Here is a 15,157-nt window from a genome sequence, read left to right on the forward strand (position 1 = left end):
TGCCTGTAGCAGGGGCAACACCGCGCACATGCGCCGGAAACGGCCAAAAACCGCAGGCCTGAGCGTCATTGGCGCGACCGATGCGGCTTACCTCATCCTCCGATGGCGTTGATCAGACCATCCTTAGACGAACACCAAACATCTTCGGGGTATGCAGATGAGAACGTCCGATTCAATCGTAAAGATTCTTGCGCCTGCCAGTAAAGTCTGGAAGGCGTTGACCGTGCCTGAGCTAGTCAAGCAATGGCAGTACGGCTCCGACCTGCTGACCACGTGGGAAGTAGGGACCCCAATTATTTTTCGGAACGAATGGAATGGGCAAGTCTTTGAGCAGAAAGGCACGGTTCTTGAGTTCTTACCGGAGTCGCGCCTTAAGTACTCATTGTTCTTCCCGCGCCCCGACCTACAGGACATTCCAGAGCACTACTTCTTCATGACCTATGAGCTGACCGAGAGTGTCGGAAGCTGCTCTTTGCTTGTGCGTCAGGAAGACCCTCGTCCTTCCCCGCCAAATAAGTCATCTGGCGGAGATGATGGGCCTGACGTGTTTTCGTATTTGAAAGAACTTGTTGAGGGCAATATGTCGTGATCGAAAGTTGGCCTAAAATTCAGGTCTTCGCGGATCACGGTGGTTCAACTTGGCGTTTTCGGTTAACGCGTGCGGGAAGCTGGCGATGATCTTGAGCTTGAGGAAATCCTCGTCGCGATAGCCGTAGGTGCTGCGCTGCATGACCGGGATCTTGTGGTTGAGGCCCTCCACCAGGCCAAAGCTGACCTTGTTCTCTGGCCTGTAGTACGCCGCGACGCCTTCCCGGTGCCGCTCGATCATGTAATGACCCACTGAAAATCAGCTCAGGGTGCTAGTTTTCGAATGCGTTGCACTGCAGTCAGATGCAACGCACCCGCCACTCACTTCAGGCAGTGGTGCCCCCCAAGCATGCGCGCAACGCGCGCAGCTTCTCCACGGGTCACAGATTCCAATCGATGCGCATGCCCGCGATCAGGGCGTTCTTCAGATCGTTTGTGCGGGTGGGCTCGTTGAACTGGTCGGGGTTGATCACGTAATGCAGGTTCGGGGCGATGCGCAGGCGCTTGGTGACCTGGATGCCGTAGCTGAGCTCCATCATGATCTGGTTGTCGGCCGGGGTGCCGGTGCCGCCGGCCGAGGCGCGGGCCAGGCGCAGGTTTTCGATCGCCTCGTCGCTGTATTTCTGCTGGGTGATCACAAACGCAATGTTGTCCTGCGGGCGGCTGGCGAAGGTGCCTTTCTGCACCAGGCCCAGTTGCACGAAATGATCTTCGATGGCTTGGCCGCCGGTGCTCTTGAGGATGGCGGCGAATACGGTCAGGCCCTGGGTGCCGGACGGGTCGGGGTTGGTGACCTGCTGCTCGAAGCGGCCGAACAGGCCCGAGCGCCCCTGCTTGTTTTCATAGCCCAGCCCGCTGAGCACGGCGGGGTTGCCGTTACGGTCGCGCAGCGGGTCGGTGTAGTCGGAGTTGTCCTGCCAGCCGCCGAGTTCGTACATCGCCGCCAGGGTGCCGTCGCCGCCCTTGTTCTTGTAGCCGATGGCATACGGCACCACCACGCCGGTGGTGTCGTCGGTGCTCCACTTCAGGCCGTGCTGGCCGTCCTGGGCCTGCACCGGGTTCACTTCATACGCGCCGACATGCACATAGACCTTGGGCGTGACCCAGGCGGTGGCGTGCGCGGCCCAGCTGGAGACCGGCCAGTAGGTGAAATTGCTGGTGCGGAACACGAAGGTGGGGTTGCCGCAGGCCGAGTTGCCCTGGAAGTACTGGCACAGGTCCGAGCCAAGGAAGTGGATGTTGGCCACGCTGCGGCCGGCTTCCAGTTCCAGGCGGTCGTTGAAGAGTTTTTGCAGCAGGGTGAAGTTGGCCAGACGCGTGCCCTGGCCGCCGTAGATCTCCTGCACCGAGGTGCTGTTGCCGATGCTGCTGTTGGCCAGGTTGGTGCCGTGGCGGTTGGAAACGTACAGCTTGACGGTGGCGCCGCCCCAGCCGAACAGGCGGTCCATGTCGACATCGGTGCCGACCATCAGCTGGCCGGCGTAGGCGTCGCCACTCTTACGGCCGCCGTCGATCATCGAGGCGGCTTCGCCGGTGTAGCCGAGCTTGAGCTTGAAGGCATCGGCGGCGTCCTGCGCCTGGGCGAGTGGGGCGATCGCCAGCGCGAGCGACAGGCACAGCAGGCGGGGATGGGCGCGGCGGGAGGGCAGGGCAGTCATGGCGGGACTCCGAACAGAGAGGGCGTGGCCAAGGTGGCGGACGCGACAGTACGTGGGTGGGCAAGCCGCTGGCGGCGCACATCGGCACGCGGCGCAGCGGTGATCGATCAGGGGCGACGCGCGTCCGGCGCGTCGGGTGCGGCGGCCATCGGCCACCGCAGGTGCCGGCGTCAGGCGACGACGTCGGCTACCGGCTTCTTGAGCACGCGCAGGGCAATCGCGGTGACCGCCACGCCGGCGAGCAGCGCCAGCACATACATCGCCAGATGGGTGACGGCGTTGGGGATCAGCAGCACGAAGATGCCGCCGTGCGGGGCCTTCAGTTCGGCGCCGACCGACATCGAGATCGCACCGGCCACGGCCGAGCCGATCACCAGCGCCGGGATGGTGCGCAGCGGGTCGCGGGCGGCATACGGGATGGCACCCTCGGTGACGAAGGCCAGCCCGAGCACGCCGGCAGCGGTGGCCGAGCCGCGTTCTTCGACGGTGAAGCGGTTGCGGAACACCCAGGTGGCCAGCGCGATGCCAAGCGGCGGGGTCATGCCGGCCACCATGGCGGCCGCCATCGGGGTGTAGACCTGGCTGGCGATCAGGCCGGTGGAGAACGCATAGGCGGCCTTGTTGACCGGCCCGCCCATGTCGAAGGCCATCATGCCGCCGAGCAGCAGGCCCAGCAGCAACGCGCTGCTGCCCTGCATGCCGCGCAGCCAGGCGGTGAGCCAGGCCAGCAGGTCGGCCACCGGTTGGCCGAACACGTACATCATCGCCAGGCCGACCAGCAGGGTGCCCAGCACCGGCAGGATCAGCACCGGCTTGAGCCCTTCCAGGGTGCGCGGCAGCTTGATGTAGCGGTTGAGCGCGGCCACGCCGTAGCCGGCGATGAAGCCGGCAATGATGCCGCCGAGGAAACCCGCATTGAGATTGGCCGCGACCAGCCCGCCGATCATGCCCGGCGCGATGCCGGGGCGGTCGGCGATGGAGTAGGCGATATAGCCGGCCAGCGCGGGCACCATCAGGGTGAAGCCGGCCTTGGCGCCGATCTGGAACAGCGACCAGGCCAGCGTGCCCTGGTGCGCGTCGTCGCCGGCATAGATGCCGCCGAGCGCGAAGGCCAGGGCGATCAACAGGCCGCCGGCAGTGACGAAGGGCAGCATGAACGACACGCCGGTCATCAGGTGCTTGTAGGCGCCGGTGCGGCCGTTGCCCTTGCTTGCGGTCGTGCTGGCGGCGGTGCCGGTGGCCGGCGCCGCGCCGCCGTGCACGCCGGCCTCGGCCAGCGCCTTGTTGATCAGGGCCGGCCCGTCGTTGATGGCCGGCTTGGTGCCGCTCTTGAGCACGCGCTTGCCGGCGAAACGGGCCAGGTCCACTTCGCGGTCGGCCGCGATGATGACCACATCGGCCGCGCGGATTTCCTCGTCGGTCAATGCGTCCTGCGCGCCCACCGAGCCCTGCGTTTCCACGCGCATTTGATGGCCAAGCTTCTTGGCAGCCTGCTGCAGGCCTTCGGCGGCCATGAAGGTGTGCGCGATGCCGGTAGGGCAGGAGGTGATCGCGACGATGCGCTTGCTGGCATTGGAAGACACACCGTCCGCAGCGGACGCAGCGTCAGCGCTGGAGGTGACGGCGAGCTGGCCAACGGCGGCGGCCGGGTCGTCCAGCACCGCGCCCAGGCTCAGACGCAGCACTTGCGCGTCGCCGAAGCGGCCGGTGTCGGCGTCGTCATCGCCGATCACCAGCACCTGGGACGCGCCAGTGGCCAGTTCGGCGGGCAAGGCGCCAAGTACGCCCTGGTCGCTGCGGATTTCGATCGTCACGCTACGCCCGGCGGCGGTGGCCGCGCGGCGCAGCGCTTCGGCCGCCAGGACGGCCTCGGTGCTGCGTTCGCCGGCGGCGATGACCACGATGGAAGAGGACATGGCAAAACTCCTGCTGTATTGCGGTCGCCGGTGTGGCCGGCGGGGGGATAGGCGAGGCTTAAGCGCGCGGGTGTGGCAGGCCGGGGTTGCGCAGACGCGTGGCACCAGGCGTGGACATGCCCTTGGAGCGCGGCGGCGGCAAACAGAGGCTCACGACAGCATCTCGATCACGACCTGGCGTGCGGCGCGGCGCACGCCATCGGCCGTGATCCGGCGCGCGTCGCCGCTCTCCAGCCGGCACATCGAAAACGCCGTGGCCAGCCGTGCGCACTGCTCCAGATCGGTGGCCGCATCCAGCAGCGCGGCGGCCAGGCCGGCCACCATCGCATCGCCTGCGCCAACGCTGCTGCCGTGCGCCAGCCGTGGCGGACGCGCGATCAGTCGCTGGTCGCGCTGCACGAACAACGCGCCGTCGGTGCCCATCGAAATCACCACCAGCTGGATGCCGCGCGCGAGCAGTTCGTGCGCAGCGGCGCTGAGCGCGGCGCGATCGGTGAGCGGGCGGCCGGTCCAGGCTTCCAGTTCGTGGCGGTTCGGCTTGACCGCATAAGGCAACGCGTCGCGCGCGCAGTTCAGTGCGGCCACCAGCGGCGCGCCGCTGGTATCGAGCAAGACGCGTGCACCGGCGGCGCCGGCCTGGGCCTGCAACTGCGCCCAGCTGTCGTCGGGCAGGCCGGCAGGCAGGCTGCCGGACAGCACCACCGGCAGGCCGGGGCGCAGCAGCGGGGCGAGTTGATCGGCCACGCCTTGCAGATGCGCGCTGGTCAGTTGCAGGCCGGGCAGGTTGATGTCGGTGGTGTCGTTGCTGCGCGCTTCCACCAGTTTGAGATTGGTGCGGGTTTCCCCGGCCACGCGCTGGCAGTGGTCGACGATGCCGCGCTCGCGGAACAGCGCTTCGAACACGCCGGCATTGCCGCCGCCGAGCACGCCGAGTGCGGCCACATCGGTGCCCCAATCGGCCAGGCACGCCGCCACGTTAATGCCCTTGCCGCCGGCATCGTTGCGCACGCTGCTGGCGCGATGCACTGCGCCGGGCTGCAGGCTGTCGAGCCGGATGGTCTGGTCGATCGCCGGGTTCAGCGTGACGGTAATGGCCTGCAGGCTCATGCCACGTCCCCGCGCTGCGCTTCCAGTGCGCGCACCTGTTCGGCGGTTTCGCAGTCCAGCGCCTGTTCTGCCAACTGCCGCAACTGGTCGATCGACGACGCGCGCAGGCGCGCTTTCACCGAGGGGATGTCGTTGGGCGTCATCGACAGTTCCTGCACGCCCAGGCCGGCCAGCAGGCTGGCACCGAACGGGTCGCCGGCCAGACCGCCGCACACGCCGACCCAGCGGTCGTGCTTGCGCGCCCCTTCAATCGTGCTGCGGATCATGCGCAGCACGGCCGGATGCAGGCTGTCGGCCTCGGCGGCCAGCTCCGGGTTCTGGCGGTCGATCGCCAGTACGTACTGGGTGAGGTCGTTGGTGCCGATCGAGAAGAAGTCCGCATGGCGCGCCAGCACGTCGGCCTGCGCGGCGGCGGCCGGCACCTCGATCATGATGCCGATCGGAACCTCCGGCGCGTCCAGCTCGGCGCGGAGGCGTGCGCAGATCTCGCGCAAGGCGATCAGCTCCGGCACCGAGGTGATCATCGGGAACATGATCGACAGCCGTGCACCGTCCTTGGCCGCGCGGTACAGCGCCCGCAGCTGCGGCTCCAGCAGGTCGGGCCGACGCAACAGCAGGCGCGCGCCGCGCACGCCCAGGAACGGGTTTTCCTCGTGCGGCAGTTCCAGATGCGCCACCTGCTTGTCGCCGCCGATGTCCAGCGCACGCACGATCAGCGGGCGGCCGTCCAGTGCCTGCGCCATCGCGCGGTAGGTCGCGTACTGCTCGTCTTCGCTGGGCGTGCTGCCGCTTTCCAGGAACAGGAATTCGGTGCGCATCAGGCCGACGCCTTCGGCGCCCTGGGTCAGCGCCATCGCCACCTGGTCGGGCAGGTTGACGTTGGCGCCGATGTCGATGTGGTGGCCGTCGGTGGTTTCGGCCGGCAAGGCGCGCTGCGCGGCTTCGCGCTCGCGGATGGCCTGTTGTTCGGCGATATGGGTGCGCGCGGCGTCCAGATCCTGCTCGGATGGATTGAGATAGAGCCGGCCGCTGCTGCCATCGATGATCGCGGTGACGCCGTCTTCGATATCCATGAGTTGGCCGCCGGCCGCGACCAGCGCCGGCAGGCCCAGGGTGCGCGACAGGATCGCGGTGTGCGAGGTCGGGCCGCCCTGCGCGGTGGCCAGGCCAAACACGCGTGCGGTGTCCAGGTTGGCGGTATCCGACGGCGACAGGTCGCTGGCCAGCAGGATGCAGGGCTGGTCGGGCAGGTCGGTGAGGCCGGCGCCCGCCGCAGACGGGTCGAGCTGGGCCAGCACGCGGCGGCCGACATCGCGCAGGTCGGCCGCACGGCCGGCCAGCACCGGGTTGCCCAGCGCCGCCAGGCCCGAGGCGATCTGTTCCACCGCCTGATGCCACGACCATGCCACGCCGTGGCCTTCGACCATCAGCTGGCAGGTGCGGGTGATCAGATCGGTATCGTTGAGCAGCTCGGCCTGGGCCTTGAAGATGGCCGCGTCCGAGGTGCCGAGCCGGCGCTGGGTGTCGTCCTGGATCGCCGCCAACTGTTGGCGGGTGCGGGTCAGCGCGTCGTGCAGCAGCGCGCCACCGTCGCCCAGGCCGACCGGTTGATCGGCCACCTCGGTCTGCGCCGCGCGCAGCCGGTGCACGATGCCGATCGCCACGCCCGGGCTGGCGCCGATGCCGACGATGGCCGGCTGCGCCTGCGGCGGCGTCCAGCCCACCACCGGGGCGGCGCGACGTTGCGCGGCGCGTTCGGCATCGGCTTTTTCCTGTGCGGTCAGGCTGTCCATCACTGCGCGCAGGCGCTTGAGCAGCGCGGCGGCATCGGTGCCTTCGGCCGAGACGGTGATGCTGTCGCCGGCACGCAGGCCCAGCTGCAGCAGGCCGACCAGGCTCTTGGCATCGGCAGCCTGGTCGCCGGCCCGCACCTGCGCGCGCGCCGAGAAGCCGCGCGCGGTCTCGGCCCAGCGGGTGGCCGGGCGGGCGTGCAGGCCGCTGGGGTAGGCGATGGTCCACTCGAAGGTTTCGGCCAGATCGGTGGCTGGCGCGGCGCTGGTGTCGGGCGCGCGGTCGCCGGTGAGCGCGGCCACGATCACGCCGGGGTCGTCGGTGGTGAACAGCGCTTCCAGCTGCGCCGGGTCCTGGATCAACCGGGTCAGCCGGCGCAGCAGGGTGATATGGGTGTCGGACTGGGCGGCGATGCCAACCACCAGCCGGGTGGTCTGGCCGGGATTCCACTCCACGCCCTCGGGCAGCTGCAACACCGCGATCCCGTCGCGGCGCACCAGGTGGCGGTCTTCGCCGACCCCGTGCGGGATCGCCAGGCCATGGCCCAGAAAGGTGTTCGCCAGGCCTTCGCGGCGTCGCATGCTGGCGTCGTAACCGGGCGCCACGCAGCCGGCGGCGACCAGCAATTGCGCAGCCTGGGCGATGGCATCGTCCTTGTCGCGGGCCTGCGCACGCAGACGGATGAGCTCGGGAGTGACGGGGGCGGGCGACGGAGAAGACAAGGCGGGCTCCGATTAGGGGATCAGGCTGGGAAGTATAGTGGGAACGTTCCCACGATCCAGGTCAATGTGCAGTGCACAAAATCCTTGTAGTGCTTTCGGGTTAGCATCTGAGTAGACACGGCGCCTGGGTCAGGTGCGCAAATGGAGCGGGAACGGTCCCAGTGAGTATCAGCATCAATGACGTGGCCCGCGTGGCCGGTGTGTCCAAGTCCACGGTCTCGCGCGCGCTGGGTACCGGCCCGGTGAGCGAGGAAGTGCGTGCCAAGGTCGAGGCCGCCGTGCGTCAGACCGGTTACCGCCCCAACCTGATGGCGCGGCGGCTGCGATCGCAGCAGTCCGGCATCCTGGGCGTGATCGTCGCCGACATCCGCAACCCGTACTTCACTGCCTTGATCCGGGCGGTGGAAGAGGTCGCTTACCGTGCCGGTATGCGCGTCACTCTTTGCAATACCGATGAAGACCCCGAGCGCGAGGCGCTGTATCTGGAGCTGATGCAGGAAGAACGCATCACCGGCCTGATCTTCGCGCCGACCCGGGTGACGGTTGGGCGGATGCACGAGCTGGCCCTGGATTACCCCACCGTACTGGTGGACCGCGCCGGGCCCGGCAGCCGCTACGACAGCGTGGTGCTGGACAACGCGGCGGCGATGGGCGAGCTGGTCGCGCATCTGCAGGCGCAGGGGTATCGCCGCATCGGCGGGTTGTTCGGCAGCACCAGCACCACCGCGGCCGAGCGCCGCGACGGTTATCTGGCTGCGATGCGTGCGCAGGGCCTGTCACCGGACTACCGCGAAGTGGCGCCGACTGCCGAAGCGGCAATCGCCGAATTGGAGCAGTGGCTATCGAGCGACGGCCGGCCCGAAGCCATCGTCACCAGTAACAGTCTGCTGCTGATGGGCGCATTGAAAGCCGCGCGCACCGCCGGCCTGCGGCTGCCGCAGGACCTGGCGCTGGCCGGCTTCGACAACGAGCGCTGGACCGACCTGGTCGAACCGGGCATCACCGTGGTCGAGCAACCGGTGGAAGACATGGGCCGTGCGGCGATGTCGCTGCTGCTGGAACGGCTAAGTAATCCGCAGCTGCCGATCCGCCGCATGGTGATGACCGGGCGTTGCGTGGTGCGTGGGTCGACTGGCGCACGCATGCCGCGCATCTGACTGCTACCGGAGGTGCGCTGGTACCTTTGGGTAACACGCTTGTTCGAATTGTGACTTCGTTTGATGCGGTTAAAGGCTTCAAATCAAAAGCCTGGCTTGGTGGAGGGCGCGGCGCCCTCACCGCTCGCGGGACACGCCGTGAACCCGTCCCTGGGGGCTCGATGGCGGCATCTATGCCGCCAACGAGCCCGCGAGCGGCGAGGGCACCGCGTCGAGAGTTTGCAGGCTGTCTTACTGAAAGCTTCGCGCACCGGCCTTCGTGACTGGTCATCGCTGACTTAGCCTGATTAGTCGAGCGCGCGGCGCCCTCACCGCTCGCGGGACACGCCGTGAACCCGTCCCTGGGGGCTCGATGGCGGCATCCATGCCGCCAACGGTCCCGCAATCGGCGAGGGCGCCCCGCCAGACAGTTTGCTGGCTGTTTTATTGAAAGCTTCGCGCGCCGGACATCGTGACTGGTCATCGCTCACTTAGCCTGATTAGTCGAGCGCGCGGCGCCCTCACCGCTCGCGGGACACGCCGTGAACCCGTCCCCGGGGGCTCGATGGCGGCATCCATGCCGCCAACGAGCCCGCAAGCGGCGAGGGCAGCGCACCAGACAGGATGTTGGTCGCTCGTTGAAGAGCGAGCACGCCGCGTGGCGCGGTTTGCTGATTGCTTTGTTGGAAGCTCTGCGCACCGACCATCGTGATTGGTCCTTGCCGGCCTACCGTCGCGGGACCTTACGCGGCATGGATGCCGCGTAAGAGCTTACAAGGACGTACTTGCAGCGTGTCCCGCGATGGTAGGCCGGCAAGGGCCCTGCAACGAAGTCGCCGATTGGAGGCTCTCCAACTGGTCCATCCGCGCTATTAGAGACAACCGCTTCGAGTCGTCGCTTGGTCTGGATGCAGTCAAGCCCTTCAAGTCAAGGCACAAAAAAAGCCCCGGCACTGCCGGGGCTTTTGGTTTGCAACGAATGCCTGGCTCAGCGATCCGGGCGGTGCGTGCCCGAATCGTTCTGTGCGACCAGATATTCCTTGGACTGCTCGTCCAGCTTGTCGCCCAGCATGCGGCGCACCACCACGAAGAACAGCGGGATGAAGATCACGCCGAGCACGGTGGCGAACACCATGCCGCCGATCACGCCGGTACCGATGGAGTGACGCGAGTTGGCGCCGGCACCGGTGGAGATGGCCAGCGGCAACACGCCCAGGATGAACGCGAACGAAGTCATCAGGATCGGGCGGAAACGCAGATGCGCCGCTTCCAGGGTCGCCTCGCGCAGGGTCTTGCCCGCCGCACGCTGCTCCACCGCGAATTCCACGATCAGGATCGCGTTCTTCGCCGCCAGACCAATCACCGTGATCATGCCGATCTTGAAGTACAGATCGTTCGGCAGGCCACGCAGCATCGAGAAGGTGATCGCCCCCAGCACGCCGATCGGCACCACCATCAGCACCGCCACCGGAATCGACCAGCTCTCGTAGAGTGCGGCCAGGCACAGGAACACCACCACCACCGACAACGCCAGCAGCAGCGTCGCCGCGTTACCGGCAATGATTTCCTGGTACGACATGCCGCTCCAGTCGAAGCCGAAGCCTGGCGGTAGATCGTTGTTGACGATCTCTTCCATTGCGTTCATCGCCTGGCCGGAGCTGCCGCCGGGCGCCGGATTACCGACGATGTTCACCGCCGAATAGCCGTTGTAGCGGTTCAGCGCCGGCGAGGCGTAGGTCCATTCGGCCTTGACCACATTGCTCAGCGGAATCATGCCGGGTTGCCCGTCGGCACCGGTGGCGGTGCTGCTGGGAGTGAAGAAGTTGCGCAACGACTCGGGGCCGGTACGGAACTGATCGTCGGCACGGATGTTGACGCGCTTGATGCGGCCTTCGGAGAAGTAGTCGTTGACATACACCGGCGCCAGCATCAGCTGGATCGAGCTGTAGATGTCGCTGACTTCCAGGCCCATCGACTGGGCCTGCACGCGGTCCACATGCAACTGCAGCTGCGGCGAGTTTTCCAGGCCGTTCGGACGCACGCCCACCATGGTGTCGGCCTTTTGCGCTGCCTTGCCCAGCACGATGTTGCGCGCCTGGGTCAAGGCTTCCTGGCCTGCGCCGGAGCGGTCCTGCAGCCACATGTCGAAGCCGCCGAACTGGCCAAGGCCCTGTACGGTGGGCAGGTTGACCACGAAGATCTGCGCGCCCTTGATGCCGTAGAAGGCGCCATTGAGCTGCTGGATCAACTGCTCGGCAGTGACGTCACGTTCTTCCCACGGCTTGAGCCGGATGAAGCCCATGCCGACGTTTTCGCCCGAGCCCAGGAAGCTGAAGCCGGCGATCTGCAGCATGCCTTCCACGGCCGGCTGCTTGTCCAGCACCGCACGCATCTGCGCAAACGCTTCGTTGGTGCGGATCTTGGTAGCGCCCGGCGGCAGCTGCACGATGGCCACCGCAAAGCCCTGGTCTTCTTCCGGCAGGAAGCTGCCCGGCATGCGGGTGAACAGGAAGCCGCACAGCACCACCAGCACCACGAACACGATCATCCACGGCGGCGAGCGCTTCAACGTGTGACCCACCACGCCGACATAGCGATGCGCCAACTTGTCGTAGTACTTGTCGAAGGTGCGGTAGACCCAGTTCTTCTTGTCCGAATGGGTGGGCTTGAGGAAGCTGGCGCACAACGCCGGGGTGAAGGTCAGCGCCAGGAACGCGGAGAAGCCCATCGACATGGCGATGGTCAGCGCGAACTGCTTGTAGATCGCACCGGAGGCGCCCGGCTGCAGCGAGGAGGGGATGAACACCGCCGCCAGCACCACGGTGATGGCCACCACCGCGCCGGTGATCTGGGTCATCGCCTTCTGCGTGGCCGCCTTCGGCTCCAGATGCTCCTCGCTCATGATGCGTTCGACGTTCTCGATCACCACGATCGCATCGTCCACCACGATGCCGATCGCCAGCACCATCGCAAACAGCGTCAGCTGGTTGATGGTGAAGCCGATGGCGTACATGCCGAAGAACGTGCCCAGCAGCGCCACCGGGATCACCAGGGTCGGGATGACCGTGGCGCGGAAGTTCTGCAGGAACAGCAGCATCACCAGGAACACCAGCACGATGGCTTCCACCAGCGTGTGCACCACTTCCTCGATGGAGATGCGCACGAAGGTGGTCGACTCGTACGGTGCAAACCAGGTCACGCCCTGCGGGAAGGTGGGCTGCAGCTCGTCGAGCTTGGCCCCGACCGCTTCAGACACGTTCAGTGCGTTGGCGCCCGGCAGCAGCTGGATACCGAAGGCACCGGTCGGCTTGCCGTTGTACTGGGTGTCGAAGCCGTAGTTGCTCGGCCCCACGGTGACGCGCGCCACGTCCTTCAGGCGCACGGTGGCGCCGTTGTTGTCGGTGCGCAGGATGATGTCTTCAAATTCCTGCGGCGAGCTGAAACGCCCTTCGGCCGACACGGTGGCGGTGAAGCTGATGCCGTCGGGCGTGGGGTCGGCGCCGACCGAACCGGCAGCGAACTGCACGTTCTGGTTGCGCACCGCGGTCAGCACCTGGGTGGCCGACAGGTTGTAGCCCTGCAGCTTTTCCGGGTTCAACCAGATGTTCATCGCGTACTCGGCGCCGAACTGGTTGGTGCTGCCCACGCCGGGCACGCGCGAGATCTGCTCGAGCACGCGCGAACCGACGATGTCGTTGAGCGCATCGCGGTCGATCGACGGGTTGTCCGAGCGCAGCGCTGCCACCATCAGGAAGCCGGCGTTGGCCTTGGCCACCACCACACCTTGCTGGGTGACTTCGGACGGCAGGCGCGGCGTGGCCAGCGACACCTTGTTCTGCACCTGCACCTGCGCGATATCCGCGTCGGTGCCGGTTTCGAAGGTCAGCGTGATGGTCACGCGGCCGTTGGAGGCCGACGAAGAGTTGAAGTACAGCAGGTGGTCGATACCGGTGAGCTGCTGCTCGATGACCTGCGTCACCGCCTTTTCGGCGGTGTCGGCACTGGCACCGGGGAAGTTGGCGGTGACGGTGACCTGCGGCGGGGCGATCGTGGGGTACGACTCGATACCCAGATTCAGGATCGAGATCACGCCCGCAAGCGAGATCAGGATCGCCACCACCCAGGCAAAGATCGGGTGTTCGATAAAAAACTTAGGCATGTCCGGGTTCCGTCACTGCTGCTTGGACTGGGAGTCGGCCGGTTGCGCGGCCGCGTCCTGCTTGGGCTGGTTCTGCGCGGCCGGGGCAGCGGCATCGGCCGTATCGGCCGCAGGTGCGCCCTCCGCCTTGCCGGCCTGGCCGGCGGCCGGTGCCGCACCCGGGGCAGCGCCCGGTGCACCGGGCTGCGCGCCGGCGGCCGGCTTGTTCGGATCCCACGGCACGCCCTTGGCCGGCTGACCTTCCTTGGCTTTCTGCACGCCGTCGACGATGACCTGGTCGCCCGGTGCCACACCGCCGGTCACGATCCACTGGCCCTTCTGCTGGCCGTCCACGGTGAGGTTCTTGCGTACCACCTTGCCGTCCTTGCCCAGCACCAGCGCATAGGCGCCGGTTGCATCGCGCTGCAGCGCCTGCTGCGGCACCAGATAGGCATTGTTGCGCTGGCCCAGGCTGGCCTTGAAGGTCACGAACGCACCCGGCAGCAACGCCAGCTCGGGGTTGGGCAGGGTGGCGCGCAGCGACACCGCGCCGGTGCTCGGGTCCACCGTCACCGCCGACACGTCCAGCGTGCCGGGGTGCGGGTACAGGGTGCCGTTGCCCAGTTCCACACTGATGGTGGACTTGCCGTCGCCGCTGAGCTGCACGTTGCCGCTGCTCTGCGCCTGACGCAGCGCGGCCAGTTCTTCGCTGCTCATCGCGAAGTTCACGTACAGCGGGTCGATCTGGTCCACGGTGGTCAGCAGGGTGGCTTCACCAGCACCGACCAGGGCGCCCTCGGTGACGCGCTGGATCCCGGCGCGACCGGTGATCGGCGAGGTGACGCTGGCGAAGCTGAGCTGGATCCTGGCGGCCTGGACCGCACCGCGCGCCTGCTGCACGCTGGCGCCAGAAGAGCGCTCGGTGGCTTCGGCGTTGTCGATGTCGGCGCGCGACACATATTGCTGTGGTGCCAGGCTGCGCGCGCGCTTGGCGGCGATCTGCGCGTTGGCATAGGTGGCCTCGGCGGCCGCCAGCTGGCCCTGGGCCTGCAGCAGCGTGGCCTTCAGCGGTTCCGGGTCGATCTGGAACAGCGGCTGGCCTTCCTTGACGTCGGTGCCTTCGGTGTACAGGCGCTTGAGCACCACGCCGTCGACGCGGGCGCGCACGTCGGCCGAGCGGAACGCCGACAGGCGGCCCACCAGGTCGCGCTCCAGCGGCAGCGTCTGCGGCTTCATTTCCAGCACCGAGACCTCCGGCGGCGGCGGCGCCTGCTGTTGTTCTGGCTTGCTGCAGGCAGCGAGCGCCACGGTGATGGCCAGGGCCAGGCCGAAGGTGCGGAGCGGGGCAATCATCAGGAGGAACTCCGTTAGGGTCTTGAAGTGAGAAGGGTGAGCGGGGCCAGCGCGGGCGCGGCGCTGGCCGCGGCAAACGCCCGCAAAAAGGTGTCGACGGCGAACTGCGCCCACTGCTGCCTGGCGGCAAGGCCGGCGCGATGGGGAACCTGGAAGCGTTGGCGATCGAAATCCAGTCCTACGATCATGCTCAGCAACAGTTCGGCCATGAAGTGCGGATCGTCATGGCGCAGCTGCCCGGCGCTCATCGCCTGCTCGAAACGATGCGCCAGGCGCTGCTGCATGCCGACCACGCCCTCGTGGAAGATCTGCTGGGATTGATCGGGGAACCGGTGCGACTCGGCTTCCACCAAACGGCAGGTCTGTAACACATCCGGGCTGTTGAGGCGGTCAAGATGCGCCAGCGCAAACGCCAGCAGATCCTCGCGCAGATCGCCGGACACCGCGCCCAGCGGCACCGTGGCCAGATGCACATGGTCCTGCAGCACGTCGCGCAACAGGTTTTCTTTACACCCGTAATAGCTGTAGAGCGTCTGCTTGGAACATCCCGCGCGCTCGGCCACCGCGTCCATGCTCAGCCGCATTCCGCGCTCGGCAAGCAAGGTATGCACGGCAGCATGGATGCGGCGGTCGCAGTCCGAACGCCGGGCAGCACGGGGGGAACGAGGGGTCATGGCGGTAGACTATACCGTCCAGTTTAGTTTTTAAACAGCCTTGACGATCGCGGTTTGCTCTGCACAACGCCCTG

10 protein-coding genes are annotated in these 15,157 nt (G+C 66.9%); 2 read left to right on the top strand and 8 right to left on the bottom strand.

Annotated elements, in window-relative coordinates; translation table 11 throughout:
* Positions 1–157 precede the first annotated feature (157 nt).
* Positions 158–589, top strand: a complete 432-nt coding sequence (locus A7D17_RS19255) for an SRPBCC family protein (RefSeq protein ID WP_064510749.1) — start codon at positions 158–160, stop codon at positions 587–589.
* 12 nt (positions 590–601) lie between these two features.
* Here A7D17_RS19255 and A7D17_RS19260 read toward each other — a convergent pair whose 3' ends face one another.
* The 5 genes from A7D17_RS19260 to ptsP all read right to left on the bottom strand — a co-directional run bounded on the left by A7D17_RS19260 (position 602) and on the right by ptsP (position 7,782).
* Entirely contained in the window at positions 602–829 is a 228-nt protein-coding gene (locus A7D17_RS19260) for a transposase (protein WP_064510579.1), read from the bottom strand.
* 139 nt (positions 830–968) lie between these two features.
* Complete coding sequence (locus tag A7D17_RS19265) at positions 969–2,246, bottom strand: carbohydrate porin (RefSeq protein ID WP_064510580.1); 1,278 nt, start codon at positions 2,244–2,246, stop codon at positions 969–971.
* Between the two features lie 170 nt (positions 2,247–2,416).
* Positions 2,417–4,162, bottom strand: coding sequence for a PTS fructose transporter subunit IIC (locus tag A7D17_RS19270; RefSeq protein WP_064510581.1), 1,746 nt, complete (start codon positions 4,160–4,162; stop codon positions 2,417–2,419).
* 150 nt (positions 4,163–4,312) lie between these two features.
* Positions 4,313–5,269, bottom strand: a complete 957-nt coding sequence (gene pfkB, locus A7D17_RS19275; protein WP_064510582.1) for a 1-phosphofructokinase — start codon at positions 5,267–5,269, stop codon at positions 4,313–4,315.
* Positions 5,266–7,782 (bottom strand): phosphoenolpyruvate--protein phosphotransferase, encoded by a 2,517-nt coding sequence (gene ptsP / locus A7D17_RS19280; protein ID WP_064510583.1) that lies wholly within the window; start codon positions 7,780–7,782, stop codon positions 5,266–5,268. Before ptsP ends, pfkB begins: the two co-directional genes overlap by 4 nt.
* Before the next feature lie 161 nt (positions 7,783–7,943).
* Here ptsP and A7D17_RS19285 point away from each other — a divergent pair, with 161 nt between their 5' ends.
* On the top strand, positions 7,944–8,939 hold the full coding sequence (locus A7D17_RS19285; RefSeq protein WP_064510584.1) for a LacI family DNA-binding transcriptional regulator: 996 nt from the start codon (positions 7,944–7,946) through the stop codon (positions 8,937–8,939).
* Between the two features lie 967 nt (positions 8,940–9,906).
* Here the strand turns inward: A7D17_RS19285 and A7D17_RS19295 are convergent.
* The 3 genes from A7D17_RS19295 to A7D17_RS19305 are packed head-to-tail and all read right to left on the bottom strand — an operon-like array spanning position 9,907 to position 15,083.
* Entirely contained in the window at positions 9,907–13,077 is a 3,171-nt protein-coding gene (locus A7D17_RS19295) for a multidrug efflux RND transporter permease subunit (RefSeq protein WP_064510585.1), read from the bottom strand.
* A gap of 12 nt (positions 13,078–13,089) precedes the next feature.
* Positions 13,090–14,409 carry an efflux RND transporter periplasmic adaptor subunit gene (locus A7D17_RS19300; protein ID WP_064510586.1) on the bottom strand — a complete coding sequence of 440 codons (1,320 nt, stop codon included), beginning with the start codon at positions 14,407–14,409 and terminating at the stop codon, positions 13,090–13,092.
* 14 nt (positions 14,410–14,423) lie between these two features.
* Positions 14,424–15,083 carry a TetR/AcrR family transcriptional regulator gene (locus A7D17_RS19305; RefSeq protein ID WP_064510587.1) on the bottom strand — a complete coding sequence of 220 codons (660 nt, stop codon included), beginning with the start codon at positions 15,081–15,083 and terminating at the stop codon, positions 14,424–14,426.
* Between the last annotated feature and the right edge of the window lie 74 nt (positions 15,084–15,157).

The sequence above is a fragment of the Xanthomonas floridensis genome (genome assembly GCF_001642575.1).
GTDB classification, from domain to species: Bacteria; Pseudomonadota; Gammaproteobacteria; order Xanthomonadales; family Xanthomonadaceae; genus Xanthomonas; species Xanthomonas floridensis.